Consider the following 15,386-nt stretch of genomic DNA (forward strand, 5'->3'; position numbering starts at 1 on the left):
ATCTAGAGTTACAGGAAGGAGAAAGACACATGCCAAGAGAGTTCTCCTTAGAGAAGACACGTAATATCGGGATTATGGCTCATATTGACGCAGGTAAGACCACTGCGACCGAACGTATTCTTTTCTACACAGGACGTATTCATAAGATTGGTGAAACCCACGACGGCGGCTCCCAGATGGACTGGATGGAGCAGGAGCAGGAACGTGGCATTACCATCACGTCTGCAGCAACGACCGCACAGTGGAGAGATCACCGTATCAACATCATCGATACACCTGGACACGTCGACTTCACCGTTGAGGTTGAACGTTCCCTGCGCGTACTTGATGGTGCCGTTGCCGTACTCGACGCCCAGTCCGGCGTAGAGCCGCAGACAGAAACTGTATGGCGTCAGGCGACAACATACGGTGTTCCTCGAATCGTATTCGTCAACAAGATGGACAAAGTAGGAGCGGACTTCATTTATTCCCTCGGTACTCTTTCCAAGCGTCTTGGTGCGAATGCAGCAGCTGTTCAGCTGCCAATCGGGGCGGAAGATGATTTCGAAGGTATCATTGATCTGATTGACATGCAGGCATTCTTCTATCTGGATGATCTGGGTACAAGAAGTGAAGCACGTGAAATTCCGGAAGAGTACAGAGCTCAGGCCGAAGAGTACCGTGACAAGCTGATTGAATCCGTATCTGATCTCGATGAAGAGCTGATGATGTCTTACCTTGAAGGGGAAGAAATCAGCACCGATGCATTGAAGCAGGCGATCCGTACTGCAACGTGTAACGTAGAATTCTACCCGGTTCTATGCGGTTCCGCATTTAAGAACAAAGGGGTACAGCTTCTGATGGACGCTGTAGTAGAATATCTTCCTGCGCCGACGGATGTAGAAGCAATCAAAGGTCACATCCCTGGTACAGAAGAAGAAGTTGTCCGCAGGTCGGACGACAGCGAACCGTTCTCTGCACTTGCATTTAAAGTTGCAACCGATCCGTTCGTTGGTAAGCTTACTTTCTTCCGTGTTTACTCCGGTACTGTTGATGCTGGTTCCTACGTGAAAAACGCAACGAAAGATAAGCGTGAGCGTATGGGACGTATCCTGCAGATGCACGCGAACCACCGTGAAGAGATCCCGACATGCTACTCCGGGGATATTGCAGCGGGCGTTGGTCTCAAGGATACAGGAACAGGGGATACGCTTTGTGATGAAAAGAATGTCGTTATTCTTGAATCCATGGACTTCCCTGAGCCGGTCATCCACCTTTCTGTTGAGCCTGCTTCCAAAGCAGACCAGGACAAGATGGGTATGGCACTGGCCAAGCTGGCAGAGGAAGACCCGACTTTCCGCACGCATACAGATGAAGAAACAGGCCAGACTATCATCGGTGGTATGGGTGAACTTCACCTCGACATCATCGTTGACCGTCTGAAGCGTGAATTCAAAGTAGGCGCGAACGTCGGTGCACCTCAGGTTTCCTACCGTGAAACGATCCGTGAAGCTGCCAAGTGCGAAGGTAAATTCGTACGTCAGTCCGGTGGACGCGGTCAGTTCGGTCACGTATGGATCGAATTCTCACCAAACGATGAAGGCGGCGGATTTGAATTTGTCGACAACATCGTCGGTGGTGTTGTTCCACGTGAATATATCGGCTCTGTTGAGCAGGGTGTCCGTGAATCACTGGACAACGGTATGCTTGCAGGCTATCCGGTAGTAGACGTAAAAGCTCGTCTTTATGATGGATCCTACCACGATGTAGACTCCAACGAGATGGCCTTTAAAGTGGCAGCTTCCCTTGCGCTCAAAGAAGCAAAAGGCAAGTGTAAGCCGGTACTGCTTGAGCCGATCATGAAGGTAGAAGTTGTCATCCCAGAGGAATACATGGGGGACATCATGGGTGACGTAACATCCCGTCGTGGACGCGTCGAAGGTATGGAAGCACGCGGCAACGCACAAGTTGTCCGAGCGATGGTTCCACTATCCGAAATGTTCGGTTACGCGACGTCCCTGCGTTCCAACACACAGGGCCGCGGACAGTACACGATGCACTTCGACCATTACGAGGAAGTGCCAAAGAGCATCTCTGAAGAAATCGTAAAAAAGTCATCCGGTCAGTAAAAGAAAGTTGATTGTCACTCGATGCAATTTGTTGTAAGCTTGTAAAGGTGGAAGCTCCGGCTTCACCTTTCAAGTTGAAATAAAAAATCTTAACTATATGTAAGGAGGATTTCGATCATGGCAAAACAAAAATTTGATCGTTCCAAAACGCATGCCAACATTGGTACTATTGGACACGTTGACCACGGGAAAACAACACTGACTGCGGCAATCACGTACGTCCTGCACAAAAACTCTGGTAAAGGTACTGCTATGGCGTACGACCAGATCGACGGTGCACCAGAAGAGCGTGAGCGTGGAATCACTATCTCCACTGCACACGTAGAGTACGAGACGGATTCCCGTCACTATGCACACGTGGACTGCCCAGGTCACGCGGACTATGTAAAGAATATGATCACTGGTGCAGCACAGATGGACGGCGCGATTCTCGTTGTATCTGCAGCGGACGGCCCAATGCCACAGACGCGTGAGCACATCCTGCTTTCCCGTCAGGTTGGTGTACCATCCATCGTTGTATTCCTGAACAAGACAGACCAGGTTGACGATGAAGAGCTGCTTGAGCTCGTTGAAATGGAAGTACGTGAACTTCTTTCCGAGTACGACTTCCCTGGCGACGACATTCCAGTAGTAAAAGGTTCTGCACTGCTCGCTCTTGAAGGTAACGCAGAGCACGAGCAGGCGATTGTAGACCTCATGCAGTCTGTTGACGACTACATTCCAACACCGGACCGTGACAAGGACAAGCCTTTCATGATGCCAGTTGAGGACGTATTCTCCATCACAGGCCGTGGTACAGTTGCAACAGGCCGTGTTGAGCGTGGCCAGCTTAACGTTGGTGACGAAGTAGAAATCATCGGTCTTTCTGAAAAGCCGGCGAAAACTACTGTAACAGGTGTTGAAATGTTCCGTAAGCTTCTTGACTATGCAGAAGCAGGCGACAACATCGGTGCACTCCTTCGTGGTGTGTCCCGTGACGACATCAACCGTGGTCAGGTTCTCGCGAAGCCGGGTACCATCACTCCACACACAAAGTTCAAAGCGGAAGTGTATGTTCTTTCTAAAGAAGAAGGTGGCCGTCACACGCCATTCTTCAACAACTACCGCCCACAGTTCTACTTCCGTACTACAGACGTAACTGGTGTTACGAACCTGCCGGAAGGCGTGGAAATGGTTATGCCTGGTGACAACGTAGAGATGACAGTTGAACTGATCTCTCCAATCGCGATCGAGGACGGTACGAAGTTCTCTATCCGTGAGGGTGGCCGTACCGTAGGCGCAGGCGTTGTTTCTCAAATCATCGAGTAATTCTCTCGATTACAACATCCCATCCGGTTATCCGGGTGGGATTTTTTCTATAGCTTAAGGTGGTGGTTCGGGTAGACGGCGCCGCGTGCTGCATGGAAGATGGTAGTCGGTGCAGCAGCACGTGATTGGATTGGAAAGGTAAACGAAGGGGAACCCGTACGGCTTTTCGCCCGTAAACGGTGCAGGGGTGATAAGAATGGATATCCAGTCTTTTTATGAACGAAAAGCCCGGACACATATCCTGCTCACAGGTTTAGAGGCAGCAGGGACGATCGGGCTCGTATTCATTCTCTACATATTGAACTGGCCGGCTTTTCAGCACTGGTATCCGGCACTCGCACTGCCTTTCAGTATTCCGGTTTCCATCATTCTGGCTCTGACAGCGCGGCGGCGTGCTGCAAACATCCGGCTGCAGGTACCGGAGAGGCCCGCGGCATTTCAGGATCAGCATCGGCTGATCCTTGTTCCTTTCGTCCACTGGCTCAAAGAGTATGTATTCTTCACGATGCAGGGAGAGGCCGTAGCCGTTGTAAGGGAGGACGTGCACGGCTGGAAAAAGGCGGGAACCTTTCTCCTGCACTTGATTGGTCTGCGCCGGTGGCTCGCGAAACGGCTGGTGGTAACGAACGCCGAAGCGCTTCTGTATACGCTGCAGAAAGAGGCAGGGTGGAAGCAGCGGTATCACCTTTTTGATGCCGATGGTAAAAAGCAGGCGTCCTACGAGATGAACCTGTGGAACCTCAAGCGTCAGTACTCTACTATTTACGATGCTGGTGGAGAAAAGGTGGCAGAAAACGAAGGCGGCTTCGCCGGTATTCATTTCAGCGTCGTCGATCTGACGGGAGACCGCCTCGTGGATATCAAATACGACGGGATTCCGCTGGAGGCGATGAATCTGTTTGCCGGCGTGAAAGGCGACATTCTCACGCTGCAGCAGGAGCTCGGTGAAGAGGCACCCGTGTACTTGTTCGCCCCGCTTCTTGTGCAGCTTCACTACACCCGCTGACGAGTTTCTACTATAGAATTAGGGCATCATGGAGAAGGGAAGCCGGCACGTATTCCCAAGGGGGAGAAGGGGGGCACCTCAGAACGATGTGTCCCCCATAAAGCCACCACAGGAGCGTCAAAAAGGAAGCACAATATTTGACAGAAAATTATGCATGTAAGAAATGTAGCCAGATTCAAAAAAACCCCTTGAAATCAGCACCCGCAGCTTGTATACTATTCAAAGTGTGACCGTGAATAAAGCAGAAAACCGTTGCGTGAGCATTGCGTTTCCTGTATACTATTTCATGTTGGTCACAGACAGGCTTTGATCTGAAAGGTTGCCGATACACCCGGCCCCTTTGCCATGGGCTGAGTGCATGGGAAATTTTCAGGGAGCAAGTCTATTTATAAAATGGGCGAAAAAGGAGGTAATCAAATGGCAAAGCAAAAGATCCGTATTCGACTGAAAGCGTACGACCACCGCGTACTTGATCAGTCCGCTGAGAAAATCGTGGAAACTGCAAAACGTTCAGGTGCAGGAGTAGCAGGGCCGGTCCCGCTTCCTACAGAACGTTCTATCTACACTGTTCTTCGTGCGGTACACAAGTACAAGGATGCTCGTGAGCAGTTTGAAATGCGTACGCACAAGCGTCTGATCGACATTGTTGATCCTACGCCGCAGACAGTCGATGCACTGATGCGTCTGGATCTCCCATCCGGCGTTGACATTGAAATCAAGCTGTAATTGTTTCTTATTATATAAATGATTAAATAAATTATTAACAGGAGGTGTGACGGATGACCAAAGGAATCTTAGGCAAGAAGCTCGGTATGACGCAGGTATTCTCTGAATCCGGTGAAGCAGTGCCAGTGACTGTCATTCAGGCAGAGTCGAACGTCGTTCTTCAGAAGAAGACAGAAGAAAGCGACGGGTACGAAGCAGTACAGATCGGCGGCTTTGACAAGAAGCCAAGCGCACAGAACAAACCGGAGAAGGGCCATGCCGGCAAAGCAGACACAGCCCCTAAGCGCTTCGTGAAGGAAATCCGCGACGCTGATACAACTGATGTGGAAGTTGGTCAGGAATGGAAAGTAGACGTTTTTGCAGAAGGTGACATTGTAGATGTTACCGGCCAGAGCAAAGGTAAAGGATTTGCTGGTGCAATCAAGCGTCACAACCAGGCTACAGGCCCAATGACACACGGTTCCCACTACCACCGTTCCCCAGGTTCCATGGGTCCGATTGACCCGAACCACGTACGACCGGGTAAGCTGCTTCCAGGACGCATGGGCGGCGAAACGGTAACAATCCAGAACCTTGAGGTTGTTAAAGTGGACACAGAGCGTAACGTCCTTCTTGTAAAAGGGAATATCCCTGGTGCGAAGAAGAGCTTTGTATCTGTTCAGTCAGCTGTAAAGCAGAAATAAACCTGAAAAAGAAAGGAGGAGCCCCCGATGCCAAAAGTGACATTGTTTAAACAGGATGGCTCACAAGCCGGTGACATCGAACTTGCAGAAGGTGTATTCGGCATTGAACCAAATGAAAGTGTTCTTTATGAAGCAGTAATCATGCAGCAGGCGTCCCGTCGTCAAGGTACGCATAAAGCAAAAGACCGCTCGGAACGCCGCGGCGGTGGACAGAAGCCATGGCGTCAGAAAGGAACAGGCCGTGCGCGTCACGGTTCGACTCGTTCCCCAATCTGGGTCGGCGGTGGAGTGACTTTCGGTCCTACACCACGAAGCTACGGCTACAAGCTGCCAAAGAAGCAGCGTCGTCTTGCACTAAAATCTGCTCTTTCCTCCAAAGTGAGCGAGGATAACATCCGCGTAGTGGAAGAGTTGAATTTTGAATCTCCAAAGACAAAGGAAATGAAAGCAGTTCTCGCCAGTCTCTCCGCAGACACGAAGACACTGATCGTAACAGCCGATCAAGACGAAGCTGTTGCTCTTTCTGCCCGCAATCTCCCTGGAGTACTAACAGTAACAGCATCCGGCGTGAATGTACTTGACCTTCTCACACACGAGAAGCTTGTCATCACACAAGAAGCTGTGAAACAGGTAGAGGAGGTGCTTGCATAATGGCAAACGTACGAGATATTGTGAAGCGCCCGATCATTACTGAGCGTTCTGCTGATCTAATGGCTGAGAAGAAGTACACGTTCGAAGTAATCCCAAGCGCAACAAAGCACCAGATCCGCAACGCAGTCGAAGAAATCTTCGGCGTTGAGGTAGCGAGTGTCAACACAATGAACTATAAAGGGAAATTCAAGCGTTTTGGCCGCTACAGCGGTTATACCCGCAAGCGCAAGAAAGCGATCGTCCAGCTCACTCCTGAAAGCCGGGATCTTGAGTTTTTTGAAGAATAATCTTTCTACGTAAGGAGGGAAATACTCATGGCAATCAAAAAGTACAAACCGATTACAAACGGCCGTCGTTTTATGACGTCGCTTGATTTTCAGGAGCTGACAACAGACTCTCCTGAAAGATCACTGCTCGCACCGCTTTCCAAGCGTGCCGGCCGTAACAACCAGGGACGTATTACGACACGCCACCACGGCGGCGGTCATAAGCGTCAATACCGTATCATTGATTTCAAGCGTGACAAAGATGGAATTCCAGGCCGCGTTGCTACGATCGAATACGATCCAAACCGTACTGCGAACATCGCACTGATCAACTACGTTGATGGGGAGAAGCGCTACATTCTTGCACCGAAGAACCTGAAAGTCGGTCAGGAAATCATGTCCGGATCCGAAGCGGATATCAAAACCGGAAATGCTCTTCAGCTGAAGGACATCCCAGTTGGTACCGTGATCCACAACATCGAGCTTCGTCCAGGAAAAGGCGGACAGCTTGTACGCTCTGCTGGTGCAGAAGCACAGGTTCTCGGTCGTGAAGAAAAGTACGTGCTCGTACGTCTTCGTTCCGGCGAAACTCGTCTCATCCTCGGCACATGCCGTGCGACAATCGGCCAGGTCGGCAACATCGAGCATGAGCTCGTCACGATCGGTAAAGCCGGACGTAAGCGCTGGATGAACCGTCGTCCAACCGTACGTGGTTCCGTTATGAACCCGAACGATCACCCACACGGTGGTGGTGAAGGTAAAGCACCAATCGGTATGCCATCTCCAATGTCTCCATGGGGCAAGCCGACACTTGGTTACAAGACACGAAACCGAAACAAAGAGTCCAACAAGTATATTGTCCGCGGACGCAAAAAGAAAAAGAAATAAAACACGGGGTTGATCTACGGTTCTCCTCGAGAACCGTAGCGCAATCGCGAAGGGAGGTACTATCATGGGTCGCAGCTTAAAAAAGGGACCTTTCGTCGACGACCACCTCATGAAGAAGGTGGAAGAGCAGGGTGATACGAACAACAAAAAAGTGATCAAAACCTGGTCTCGCCGTTCTACGATTTTCCCACAGTTTATCGGGCACACGATCGCTGTTTATGACGGACGTAAGCACGTGCCTGTTTATGTACAGGAAGACATGGTTGGACACAAGCTTGGTGAATTTGCACCAACGCGTACGTACAAAGGCCATGCTTCAGATCGAAAAACGAAACGATAAAGAACAAGAAGTAGAGAGAGGAGGTACTGATCATGGAAGCGAAGGCAGTTGCTAAACAGGTTCGTATCGCACCGCGTAAAGCTCGTCTCGTTGTAGACCTCATCCGCGGAAAGGAAGTCGGCGAAGCGATTTCCATCCTGAACCATACGAACAAAAGATCTTCTCCAGTAGTTGAAAAGCTCCTGAACTCTGCTATTGCAAACGCAGAGCACAACTACGAAATGGAGCCGGATAACCTTGTCGTCGATCAGGTCTACGTAGATGAGGGAGTTACACTGAAAAGGTTCCGTCCAAGAGCACAGGGACGCGCGAGCCGAATCAACAAACGTACAAGCCACATTACAGTTGTTCTAACAGAAAAGAAGGAGGGATAAGTGTGGGTCAGAAAATAAATCCTAACGGACTGCGTGTCGGCGTTATCCGCGACTGGGAATCCAAGTGGTACGCAGAAAAAGACTTTGCTGATCTTCTTCATGAAGACATCCGTATCCGTGAGAACCTGCAGAAGCGTTTGAGCGAAGCATCTATTTCTGCGATTGAAATCGAACGTGCGGCTAACCGCGTGAACGTGACAATCAACACTGCTAAGCCTGGTATGGTTATCGGTAAAGGCGGTTCGGAAGTGGAAAACATCCGTAAAGCCCTGAACCAGATGACAGGCAAGCGTGTCCACATCAACATCAACGAAATCAAAAAGCCGGACATGGACGCAACGCTCGTATCTCAAAACATTGCCCGACAGCTGGAAGCTCGTATTTCTTTCCGTCGTGCGATGAAGCAGTCGATGCAGCGTACAATGCGCTCCGGTGCACAAGGTATCAAAACACAAGTTTCCGGCCGACTGGGCGGAGCTGACATTGCTCGTTCCGAAACTTACAGCGAAGGAACTGTTCCTCTCCACACACTGCGTGCAGACATCGACTACGGTACTGCAGAAGCAGATACAACGTACGGTAAAATCGGCGTCAAGTCGTGGATCTACAAAGGAGAAGTCCTTCCAACGAAAGGAATAACCGAAGAGGAAGGAGGAGAATAAATCATGCTAATGCCTAAACGTGTGAAGTACCGTCGAGAACACCGCGGCAAGATGCGCGGACGAGCGAAAGGCGGCACAGAAGTTTCATTCGGTGAATACGGTCTGCAGGCAGTAGAAGCCTCCTGGATCACCAACCGTCAGATCGAAGCTGCGCGAATTGCGATGACCCGCTATATGAAGCGTGGCGGTAAAGTATGGATTAAAATTTTCCCGGACAAGCCTTATACAGCAAAGCCTCTTGAAGTCCGAATGGGTTCCGGTAAAGGTGCTCCTGAAGGATGGGTAGCTGTTGTAAAGCCAGGGAAAGTGATGTTTGAAATTGCCGGGGTACCTGAAGATGTAGCCCGAGAAGCACTGCGTCTTGCATCTCACAAGCTCCCGATCAGGACGAAAGTGATTAAACGTGAAGAAGTGGGTGGTGACGCAAATGAAAGCTAATGAAATCCGCAGCCTTACCACTGCAGAAATCGAACAGAAAGCATCTTCTCTGAAAGAAGAGCTTTTCAACCTTCGCTTTCAGCTTGCGACTGGGCAGCTGGATAATCCAGCCCGCATTCGTGAAGTGAAGAAGGCGATTGCACGAGCGAAGACAGTATTACGCGAACGTGAACTCGGTATCACGAGCGAATAGTCCTGAGAGGAGGATGCACCGTGGCAGAACGAAATAATCGTAAGAGCTACGTCGGGCGTGTGACATCAGACAAGATGGACAAGACCATTACGGTCGTTGTTGAAACGTACAAGATGCACCCGCTTTACGGTAAGCGCGTTAAATATTCCAAGAAGTTCAAGGCACATGATGAAAACAATACAGCGAAGGTGAACGACGTTGTACGTATCATGGAAACCCGACCGCTATCGAAGGATAAGCGATTCCGCCTTGTCGAAGTAGTAGAAGAGGCAGTCGTTATCTAAATCGACATTTTCAACTGAAGGGAGGTCAAGGAATCAATGATTCAACAGGAAAGCCGTCTAAAAGTAGCCGACAACTCTGGTGCCCGTGAAGTGCAGTGCATTAAAGTACTGGGTGGAACAGGCCGTAAAACTGCGAACATTGGTGATGTCATCGTTGTTGCCGTAAAGCAGGCAACACCGGGCGGCGTTGTCAAGAAGGGTGAAGTTGTACGCGCGGTAATCGTTCGTTCGAAGAGCGGAGCACGCCGTAACGATGGATCTTATATCAAGTTTGACGAAAATGCTGCTGTTATCATCCGCGATGACAAAGGACCGCGAGGAACACGTATCTTCGGACCGGTTGCACGTGAACTGCGTGAGAACAAGTTCATGAAGATCGTTTCTCTTGCGCCGGAAGTATTGTAATTCCCGTTTCATCGATATCACGATCTGAAGTAAAGAGGAGGTTCCCTCATGTCCCAAAACAAACTGCACGTCAAGCAGGGAGATACCGTTAAAGTCATCTCCGGCAAAGACAAAGGTAAGGAAGGTAAGATTCTTCAAGCCATCCCTGCCCAGTCCCGTGTACTCGTAGAAGGCGTAAACATGGTGAAGAAGCACGCTAAACCATCTCAGTCAAATCCACAGGGCGGTATTCTTAACCAAGAAGCGCCGATTCACGTGTCCAACGTGATGGTGGTTGATCCATCTACGAACGAGCCGACACGCGTCGGTTTCAAGGTCGAAGACGGCAAAAAAATCCGTATCGCGAAAAAATCTGGCGAAGCGCTTGATAAGTAAGCTGCCAGCTGCTGAAAGGAGGTCCACTCAATGAATCGTCTCAAGGAACAATACAACCAGGAGATCACTCCTGCGCTGAAAGATAAATTCAATTATTCCTCCGTGATGGAAGTACCAGAGATCGAAAAGATCGTGGTGAACATGGGGGTTGGTGACGCTGTCCAGAACTCGAAAGTGCTTGATAAAGCAGTCGAGGAACTGACAGAAATCACTGGTCAAAAGCCGGTTATCACAAAGGCGAAGAAGTCCATTGCCGGATTTAAAGTACGTGAAGGCATGCCGATCGGTGCGAAAGTAACGCTCCGCGGTGAGCGCATGTACGACTTCCTGGACAAGCTGATTTCCGTTTCCCTTCCACGTGTACGTGACTTCCGCGGTGTTTCAAACAAAGCATTCGACGGTCGCGGCAACTACACGCTCGGGGTCAAAGAACAGCTGATTTTCCCGGAAATCAACTACGACAACGTCGACAAGGTACGAGGAATGGACATTGTTGTTGTTACAACGGCTGAGACAGACGAAGAAGCACGAGAGCTGCTGACGAAGTTCGGCATGCCGTTCCAAAAATAAAACTCTGACAGAAGAGAGGAGTGAAGACCTTGGCGAAAAAATCAATGGTCGCGAAACAGAAGCGCACAAAGAAGTTTGCGGTTCAGGAGTACTCGCGTTGTGAACGCTGCGGACGCCCCCACAGTGTTATGCGTAAGTTCAAGCTCTGCCGTATCTGCTTCCGTGAACTTGCACACAGAGGTCAAATTCCGGGCGTCAAAAAAGCTAGCTGGTAATACCGCTTAATAGGGAAGGAGGTAACTACTATGGTCATGACAGATCCTATTTCGGATATGCTCACACGCATTCGTAACGCTAACATGGTTCGTCACACAAGCCTGGAACTCCCGGCTTCGAACATTAAGAAAGAAATCGCAGACATCCTCAAGCGTGAGGGTTATATCCGCGACTACGAAGCAATCGAGGACAGCAAGCAGGGCATCCTGCGCCTGTTCCTCAAGTACGGAGCTGACAACGAAAAAGTCATCACCGGCCTGAAGAAGATCAGCAAGCCTGGTCTGCGCGTCTACGCAAAGTCTGATGAAATTCCACGTGTCCTCGGCGGACTCGGAATCGCCATCATCTCTTCTTCAAGCGGTGTGATTACTGATAAAGAAGCCCGTCAAAAGCAGGTCGGCGGCGAAGTACTCGCATACGTCTGGTAAGAAAAACACAAAAGAACGGAGGTGTCACGTATGTCACGAGTTGGTCTGAAACCAATCGAAATTCCATCCGGTGTTGAAGTGAAATTCGACGGAAACACCGCTGTTGTTAAGGGGCCGAAAGGCGAACTAACACGCGAATTCCACCCGGATATCAAAGTCAACATTGATGAAAGCATCATCACATTTGAGCGCCCGTCCGACCACAAGGAACACCGTTCCCTGCACGGCACGATGCGCAGCCTGTTGAGCAACATGATCGACGGCGTTAACAGCGGCTTCGAAAAGAAGCTGGAGCTCGTCGGTGTCGGTTACCGCGCTCAGAAGACAGGAAACAAGGTTGTACTGAACGTCGGCCTCTCCCACCCGGTAGAGTTCGTCGCAGACGATGACCTTGAAATCGAAGTACCTTCCAACACGCAGATCACGGTAAAGGGAATCGACAAGGAGCGCGTTGGTGCACTTGCTTCCAATATCCGTTCCGTACGTATCCCAGAGCCGTATAAAGGCAAAGGAATCCGCTACGAAGGTGAGCGTATCCGCATGAAGGAAGGGAAGACAGGTAAGTAATACCTGATCTAATACAACGGAAAGAAAGGAATGACGTTCGATGATCACGAAGACTTCGAAGAACGCGATTCGTAAAAAGCGTCACGCGCATGTTCGTCGTACGATCACCGGCACAGCTGAACGTCCCCGTCTGAACGTTTTCCGTTCTAATAAGCACATCTACGCGCAGCTCATCAACGATGTGGAAGGCGTAACTATCGCCAGCGCGTCCAGCTTAGATAATGAACTGAACCTGGAAAACGGAAGCAACCGGGAAGCAGCCCGCCAAGTAGGTGAACTCGTAGCGAACCGTGCGAAAAAGCATGATACTGAAACGGTCGTTTTTGACCGTGGAGGCTATCTCTACCACGGACGAGTACAGGAGCTTGCAGACGCAGCCCGCGAAGCTGGTCTCAAGTTTTAATCATAGAAAAAAAGGAGGGTAACACATTGCGTATCGATGCAAGCAAGCTGGAAATTGAAGAAAGAGTTGTCACCGTCAACCGTGTCGCGAAAGTGGTAAAAGGTGGACGCCGCTTCCGCTTTGCAGCGCTCGTTGTTGTAGGCGATAAGAACGGTCATGTTGGTTTCGGTATGGGCAAGGCACTGGAGGTACCGGAAGCGATCCGTAAGGCGATCGAAGAAGGTAAGAAAAACCTCGTGAAGGTGCCGATGACTGGTACAACGATCCCTCACTTGATCACAGGCGAATTCGGCGCAGGAAGCGTACTCCTGAAGCCGGCAGCCGAAGGTACTGGAGTTATCGCAGGCGGACCTGTCCGTGCGGTACTGGAACTTGCCGGAGTAGGCGACATCCTGTCTAAGTCCCTCGGATCCAACAACCCGATTAACATGGTGCGTGCAACCATCCAGGGTCTTGAAAGCCTGAAGAGCCCGGAGCAAGTTGCTAGACTACGCGGCAAATCTGTCGAAGAGTTGCAAGGTTAAGGAGGGATTGTCATGGCTAAGAAATTAGAAATCACCCTCACACGCAGCCTGATCGGACGTCCGGAAGACCAGCGCGTTACAGTGAAAACGCTCGGTCTCGGTAAGACGAACAGTACGGTTGTCAAAGAGGACAACGCAGCAATGCGTGGAATGGTCAATAAAGTTGCTCATCTCGTCTCCGTACGTGAGATTGACGCATAAATTCTAATCTACTGAATAAGGAGGTGTCATTCATGCAACTTCACGAACTTAAGCCTGCTGCTGGTTCCCGCAAAGCACGCAACCGTGTGGGTCGAGGAATCGGTTCTGGTAACGGTAAAACTGCAGGCCGCGGTACGAAGGGTCAGAACGCCCGCTCCGGCGGTGGCGTACGACCAGGATTTGAAGGTGGACAGATGCCAATCTTCCGCCGTCTGCCGAAGCGTGGCTTCCAGAATCCGAACCGCGCTGAGTACGCAGTTGTGAACCTGGAAACCCTCAACCGTTTCGAAGACGGCACAGAGGTTACACCAGCTCTGCTGGTAGAATCCGGCGTTGTGAAAAAAGAACGCGACGGAATTAAAATTCTAGGAAACGGAACATTGGAGCGCAAGCTGACGGTGAAAGCTGCAAAGTTTTCTGCATCAGCAAAAAGCGCAATTGAGGCTGCTGGCGGGACTGCCGAGGTGGTTTAATGTTCCGGACGATCTCCGATATCTTTCGAGTGGGTGACTTGAGGAGAAAAATCCTCTTCACCCTAGCGATATTAATCGTCTTTCGAATCGGTGCCCATATCCCCGCCCCCGGAGTCGACGCATCTCAGCTGGACTTCGGCGGGGACATGAACGCCTTTGGCTTTCTTGATGCCTTCGGCGGCGGTGCCCTCGAGCGTTTCTCGATTTTTGCGACAGGAATCATGCCCTATATCACCGCATCGATTATTGTGCAGCTTCTCAAGATGGATGTGATCCCGAAGTTTGCCGAGTGGTCGAGACAGGGCGAGGCAGGTCGTAAGAAACTAGCACAAGTGACAAGATACGGGACGATTGTGATCGCGTTCATTCAAGCCCTTGGCATGTCTATCGGCTTTAACAACCTTTTTCCGGAGCTCGTACCGGACCCGGGCGTTCAGACGTATCTGCTGATCGCACTGACGCTGACCAGCGGAACGGCCTTTCTGCTCTGGCTCGGGGAACAAATTACGGAAAGCGGAGTAGGGAACGGGATCTCAATTCTTATCTTTGCTGGGATTGCTGCTGGGATTCCGAATGGAGTTACCCAAATCTACGTAACTCAATTCGAAGGCGCAGGAGATGCCTTGTTTTTAAACATCGTCGCTGTGCTGCTGATTCTGCTGGCGCTGCTGGCGATCGTAGTAGGAGTCATTTTTGTCCAGCAGGCCCTCAGAAAAATTCCTGTTCAATATGCAAAACGATTGGTTGACGGAAAGCAGCAGGAAGTTCAGACTTCCCACCTGCCGCTCAAGGTCAACTCTGCCGGAGTCATCCCGGTCATTTTCGCCATGTCGCTTTTCATCTTTCCACCAACGGTAGCCGGTTTCTTTGGGGACACTGGCACCATTGCCGGGTGGATTCAGCGGAACTTTGATTATACGCAGCCGTTCGGCATGGTCGTATTTGCCATGCTCATCATCGGGTTCACGTATTTCTATACGTTTGTTCAGGTTAATCCGGAACAAATGGCAGACAACCTGAAGAAACAGGGCGGTTATATCCCCGGTATACGTCCGGGCAAAGCCACGCAGGAGCACATTTTGGCGATCCTCTATCGATTGACTTTCGTCGGGGCTTTATTCCTTGCAGTCGTAGCCACCATGCCGGTCTTCTTCAATGAAGCGGCGGGGCTGCCGCAGAGTGTGCAGCTGGGAGGAACCGGTCTGCTGATCGTTGTCGCTGTATCGCTTGACACGATGAAACAGATAGAGAGTCAACTTATCAAACGCTCCTACAAAGGGTTTATCAAGTAGTTGGG

At 50.5% G+C, this 15,386-nt stretch carries 25 protein-coding genes; all 25 read left to right on the forward strand.

Features of this window, described 5'->3' with window-relative positions:
• Positions 1-29: 29 nt before the first annotated feature.
• The 25 genes from fusA to secY all read left to right on the forward strand — a co-directional run bounded on the left by fusA (position 30) and on the right by secY (position 15,381).
• Positions 30-2,108, forward strand: a complete 2,079-nt coding sequence (gene fusA / locus G477_RS0104625; protein ID WP_026696952.1) for an elongation factor G — start codon at positions 30-32, stop codon at positions 2,106-2,108.
• 117 nt (positions 2,109-2,225) lie between these two features.
• Positions 2,226-3,416 carry an elongation factor Tu gene (tuf, locus tag G477_RS0104630; protein WP_026696953.1) on the forward strand — a complete coding sequence of 397 codons (1,191 nt, stop codon included), beginning with the start codon at positions 2,226-2,228 and terminating at the stop codon, positions 3,414-3,416.
• 196 nt (positions 3,417-3,612) lie between these two features.
• Positions 3,613-4,422 (forward strand): hypothetical protein, encoded by an 810-nt coding sequence (locus G477_RS0104635; RefSeq protein WP_026696954.1) that lies wholly within the window; start codon positions 3,613-3,615, stop codon positions 4,420-4,422.
• 417 nt (positions 4,423-4,839) lie between these two features.
• The gene (gene rpsJ, locus G477_RS0104640) at positions 4,840-5,148 is read left to right on the forward strand and encodes a 30S ribosomal protein S10 (RefSeq protein WP_026696955.1); all 309 of its coding nucleotides are present in this window, start codon (positions 4,840-4,842) and stop codon (positions 5,146-5,148) included.
• A gap of 53 nt (positions 5,149-5,201) precedes the next feature.
• Positions 5,202-5,831 (forward strand): 50S ribosomal protein L3, encoded by a 630-nt coding sequence (gene rplC / locus G477_RS0104645; protein WP_026696956.1) that lies wholly within the window; start codon positions 5,202-5,204, stop codon positions 5,829-5,831.
• Between the two features lie 27 nt (positions 5,832-5,858).
• Positions 5,859-6,482: a 50S ribosomal protein L4 gene (gene rplD / locus G477_RS0104650; protein ID WP_026696957.1), complete on the forward strand. Its 624-nt coding sequence runs from the start codon at positions 5,859-5,861 to the stop codon at positions 6,480-6,482.
• On the forward strand, positions 6,482-6,769 hold the full coding sequence (gene rplW / locus G477_RS0104655) for a 50S ribosomal protein L23 (RefSeq protein WP_026696958.1): 288 nt from the start codon (positions 6,482-6,484) through the stop codon (positions 6,767-6,769). The genes rplD and rplW overlap by 1 nt, the downstream gene beginning before the upstream one ends.
• Before the next feature lie 27 nt (positions 6,770-6,796).
• Positions 6,797-7,636 (forward strand): 50S ribosomal protein L2, encoded by an 840-nt coding sequence (gene rplB, locus G477_RS0104660; protein ID WP_026696959.1) that lies wholly within the window; start codon positions 6,797-6,799, stop codon positions 7,634-7,636.
• A 64-nt stretch (positions 7,637-7,700) separates the two neighbouring features.
• The gene (gene rpsS, locus G477_RS0104665; RefSeq protein ID WP_026696960.1) at positions 7,701-7,976 is read left to right on the forward strand and encodes a 30S ribosomal protein S19; all 276 of its coding nucleotides are present in this window, start codon (positions 7,701-7,703) and stop codon (positions 7,974-7,976) included.
• 32 nt (positions 7,977-8,008) lie between these two features.
• On the forward strand, positions 8,009-8,350 hold the full coding sequence (gene rplV, locus G477_RS0104670) for a 50S ribosomal protein L22 (RefSeq protein ID WP_026696961.1): 342 nt from the start codon (positions 8,009-8,011) through the stop codon (positions 8,348-8,350).
• A 2-nt stretch (positions 8,351-8,352) separates the two neighbouring features.
• Complete coding sequence (gene rpsC, locus G477_RS0104675; RefSeq protein ID WP_026696962.1) at positions 8,353-9,012, forward strand: 30S ribosomal protein S3; 660 nt, start codon at positions 8,353-8,355, stop codon at positions 9,010-9,012.
• A 3-nt stretch (positions 9,013-9,015) separates the two neighbouring features.
• Complete coding sequence (gene rplP, locus G477_RS0104680) at positions 9,016-9,450, forward strand: 50S ribosomal protein L16 (protein ID WP_026696963.1); 435 nt, start codon at positions 9,016-9,018, stop codon at positions 9,448-9,450.
• Positions 9,440-9,643, forward strand: a complete 204-nt coding sequence (gene rpmC, locus G477_RS0104685; RefSeq protein ID WP_026696964.1) for a 50S ribosomal protein L29 — start codon at positions 9,440-9,442, stop codon at positions 9,641-9,643. The genes rplP and rpmC overlap by 11 nt, the downstream gene beginning before the upstream one ends.
• Positions 9,644-9,663: 20 nt before the next feature.
• On the forward strand, positions 9,664-9,927 hold the full coding sequence (gene rpsQ, locus G477_RS0104690; protein WP_026696965.1) for a 30S ribosomal protein S17: 264 nt from the start codon (positions 9,664-9,666) through the stop codon (positions 9,925-9,927).
• A gap of 36 nt (positions 9,928-9,963) precedes the next feature.
• On the forward strand, positions 9,964-10,332 hold the full coding sequence (gene rplN, locus G477_RS0104695) for a 50S ribosomal protein L14 (protein ID WP_026696966.1): 369 nt from the start codon (positions 9,964-9,966) through the stop codon (positions 10,330-10,332).
• 63 nt (positions 10,333-10,395) lie between these two features.
• Positions 10,396-10,707, forward strand: coding sequence for a 50S ribosomal protein L24 (gene rplX, locus G477_RS0104700; protein ID WP_026696967.1), 312 nt, complete (start codon positions 10,396-10,398; stop codon positions 10,705-10,707).
• A 30-nt stretch (positions 10,708-10,737) separates the two neighbouring features.
• On the forward strand, positions 10,738-11,277 hold the full coding sequence (rplE, locus tag G477_RS0104705) for a 50S ribosomal protein L5 (RefSeq protein ID WP_026696968.1): 540 nt from the start codon (positions 10,738-10,740) through the stop codon (positions 11,275-11,277).
• A gap of 29 nt (positions 11,278-11,306) precedes the next feature.
• The gene (locus G477_RS20885) at positions 11,307-11,492 is read left to right on the forward strand and encodes a type Z 30S ribosomal protein S14 (RefSeq protein ID WP_084406132.1); all 186 of its coding nucleotides are present in this window, start codon (positions 11,307-11,309) and stop codon (positions 11,490-11,492) included.
• Between the two features lie 30 nt (positions 11,493-11,522).
• Positions 11,523-11,921, forward strand: a complete 399-nt coding sequence (rpsH, locus tag G477_RS0104710; RefSeq protein WP_026696969.1) for a 30S ribosomal protein S8 — start codon at positions 11,523-11,525, stop codon at positions 11,919-11,921.
• A 30-nt stretch (positions 11,922-11,951) separates the two neighbouring features.
• Positions 11,952-12,488 (forward strand): 50S ribosomal protein L6, encoded by a 537-nt coding sequence (gene rplF, locus G477_RS0104715; protein ID WP_026696970.1) that lies wholly within the window; start codon positions 11,952-11,954, stop codon positions 12,486-12,488.
• Positions 12,489-12,528: 40 nt separating this feature from the next.
• Complete coding sequence (rplR, locus tag G477_RS0104720; RefSeq protein WP_026696971.1) at positions 12,529-12,891, forward strand: 50S ribosomal protein L18; 363 nt, start codon at positions 12,529-12,531, stop codon at positions 12,889-12,891.
• A gap of 26 nt (positions 12,892-12,917) precedes the next feature.
• Complete coding sequence (gene rpsE / locus G477_RS0104725) at positions 12,918-13,415, forward strand: 30S ribosomal protein S5 (RefSeq protein ID WP_026696972.1); 498 nt, start codon at positions 12,918-12,920, stop codon at positions 13,413-13,415.
• Between the two features lie 12 nt (positions 13,416-13,427).
• Entirely contained in the window at positions 13,428-13,616 is a 189-nt protein-coding gene (gene rpmD / locus G477_RS0104730) for a 50S ribosomal protein L30 (RefSeq protein WP_026696973.1), read from the forward strand.
• 32 nt (positions 13,617-13,648) lie between these two features.
• On the forward strand, positions 13,649-14,089 hold the full coding sequence (gene rplO / locus G477_RS0104735) for a 50S ribosomal protein L15 (protein WP_026696974.1): 441 nt from the start codon (positions 13,649-13,651) through the stop codon (positions 14,087-14,089).
• The gene (gene secY / locus G477_RS0104740; RefSeq protein ID WP_026696975.1) at positions 14,089-15,381 is read left to right on the forward strand and encodes a preprotein translocase subunit SecY; all 1,293 of its coding nucleotides are present in this window, start codon (positions 14,089-14,091) and stop codon (positions 15,379-15,381) included. The genes rplO and secY overlap by 1 nt, the downstream gene beginning before the upstream one ends.
• Positions 15,382-15,386 lie beyond the last annotated feature (5 nt).

The sequence above is a fragment of the Alkalicoccus chagannorensis DSM 18086 genome, from assembly GCF_000429725.1.
Lineage (GTDB): Bacteria > Bacillota > Bacilli > Bacillales > Salisediminibacteriaceae > Alkalicoccus > Alkalicoccus chagannorensis.

What these genes read in the sequence shown, in the direction of transcription:
- fusA (WP_026696952.1), top strand. Translation starts at nt 30, where the DNA reads ATGCCAAGAGAGTTCTCCTTAGAGAAGACACGTAATATCGGGATTATG.
- tuf (WP_026696953.1), top strand. Translation starts at nt 2,226, where the DNA reads ATGGCAAAACAAAAATTTGATCGTTCCAAAACGCATGCCAACATTGGT.
- G477_RS0104635 (WP_026696954.1), top strand. Translation starts at nt 3,613, where the DNA reads ATGGATATCCAGTCTTTTTATGAACGAAAAGCCCGGACACATATCCTG.
- rpsJ (WP_026696955.1), top strand. Translation starts at nt 4,840, where the DNA reads ATGGCAAAGCAAAAGATCCGTATTCGACTGAAAGCGTACGACCACCGC.
- rplC (WP_026696956.1), top strand. Translation starts at nt 5,202, where the DNA reads ATGACCAAAGGAATCTTAGGCAAGAAGCTCGGTATGACGCAGGTATTC.
- rplD (WP_026696957.1), top strand. Translation starts at nt 5,859, where the DNA reads ATGCCAAAAGTGACATTGTTTAAACAGGATGGCTCACAAGCCGGTGAC.
- rplW (WP_026696958.1), top strand. Translation starts at nt 6,482, where the DNA reads ATGGCAAACGTACGAGATATTGTGAAGCGCCCGATCATTACTGAGCGT.
- rplB (WP_026696959.1), top strand. Translation starts at nt 6,797, where the DNA reads ATGGCAATCAAAAAGTACAAACCGATTACAAACGGCCGTCGTTTTATG.
- rpsS (WP_026696960.1), top strand. Translation starts at nt 7,701, where the DNA reads ATGGGTCGCAGCTTAAAAAAGGGACCTTTCGTCGACGACCACCTCATG.
- rplV (WP_026696961.1), top strand. Translation starts at nt 8,009, where the DNA reads ATGGAAGCGAAGGCAGTTGCTAAACAGGTTCGTATCGCACCGCGTAAA.
- rplP (WP_026696963.1), top strand. Translation starts at nt 9,016, where the DNA reads ATGCTAATGCCTAAACGTGTGAAGTACCGTCGAGAACACCGCGGCAAG.
- rpmC (WP_026696964.1), top strand. Translation starts at nt 9,440, where the DNA reads ATGAAAGCTAATGAAATCCGCAGCCTTACCACTGCAGAAATCGAACAG.
- rplN (WP_026696966.1), top strand. Translation starts at nt 9,964, where the DNA reads ATGATTCAACAGGAAAGCCGTCTAAAAGTAGCCGACAACTCTGGTGCC.
- rplE (WP_026696968.1), top strand. Translation starts at nt 10,738, where the DNA reads ATGAATCGTCTCAAGGAACAATACAACCAGGAGATCACTCCTGCGCTG.
- rpsH (WP_026696969.1), top strand. Translation starts at nt 11,523, where the DNA reads ATGGTCATGACAGATCCTATTTCGGATATGCTCACACGCATTCGTAAC.
- rplF (WP_026696970.1), top strand. Translation starts at nt 11,952, where the DNA reads ATGTCACGAGTTGGTCTGAAACCAATCGAAATTCCATCCGGTGTTGAA.
- rplR (WP_026696971.1), top strand. Translation starts at nt 12,529, where the DNA reads ATGATCACGAAGACTTCGAAGAACGCGATTCGTAAAAAGCGTCACGCG.
- rpmD (WP_026696973.1), top strand. Translation starts at nt 13,428, where the DNA reads ATGGCTAAGAAATTAGAAATCACCCTCACACGCAGCCTGATCGGACGT.
- rplO (WP_026696974.1), top strand. Translation starts at nt 13,649, where the DNA reads ATGCAACTTCACGAACTTAAGCCTGCTGCTGGTTCCCGCAAAGCACGC.
- secY (WP_026696975.1), top strand. Translation starts at nt 14,089, where the DNA reads ATGTTCCGGACGATCTCCGATATCTTTCGAGTGGGTGACTTGAGGAGA.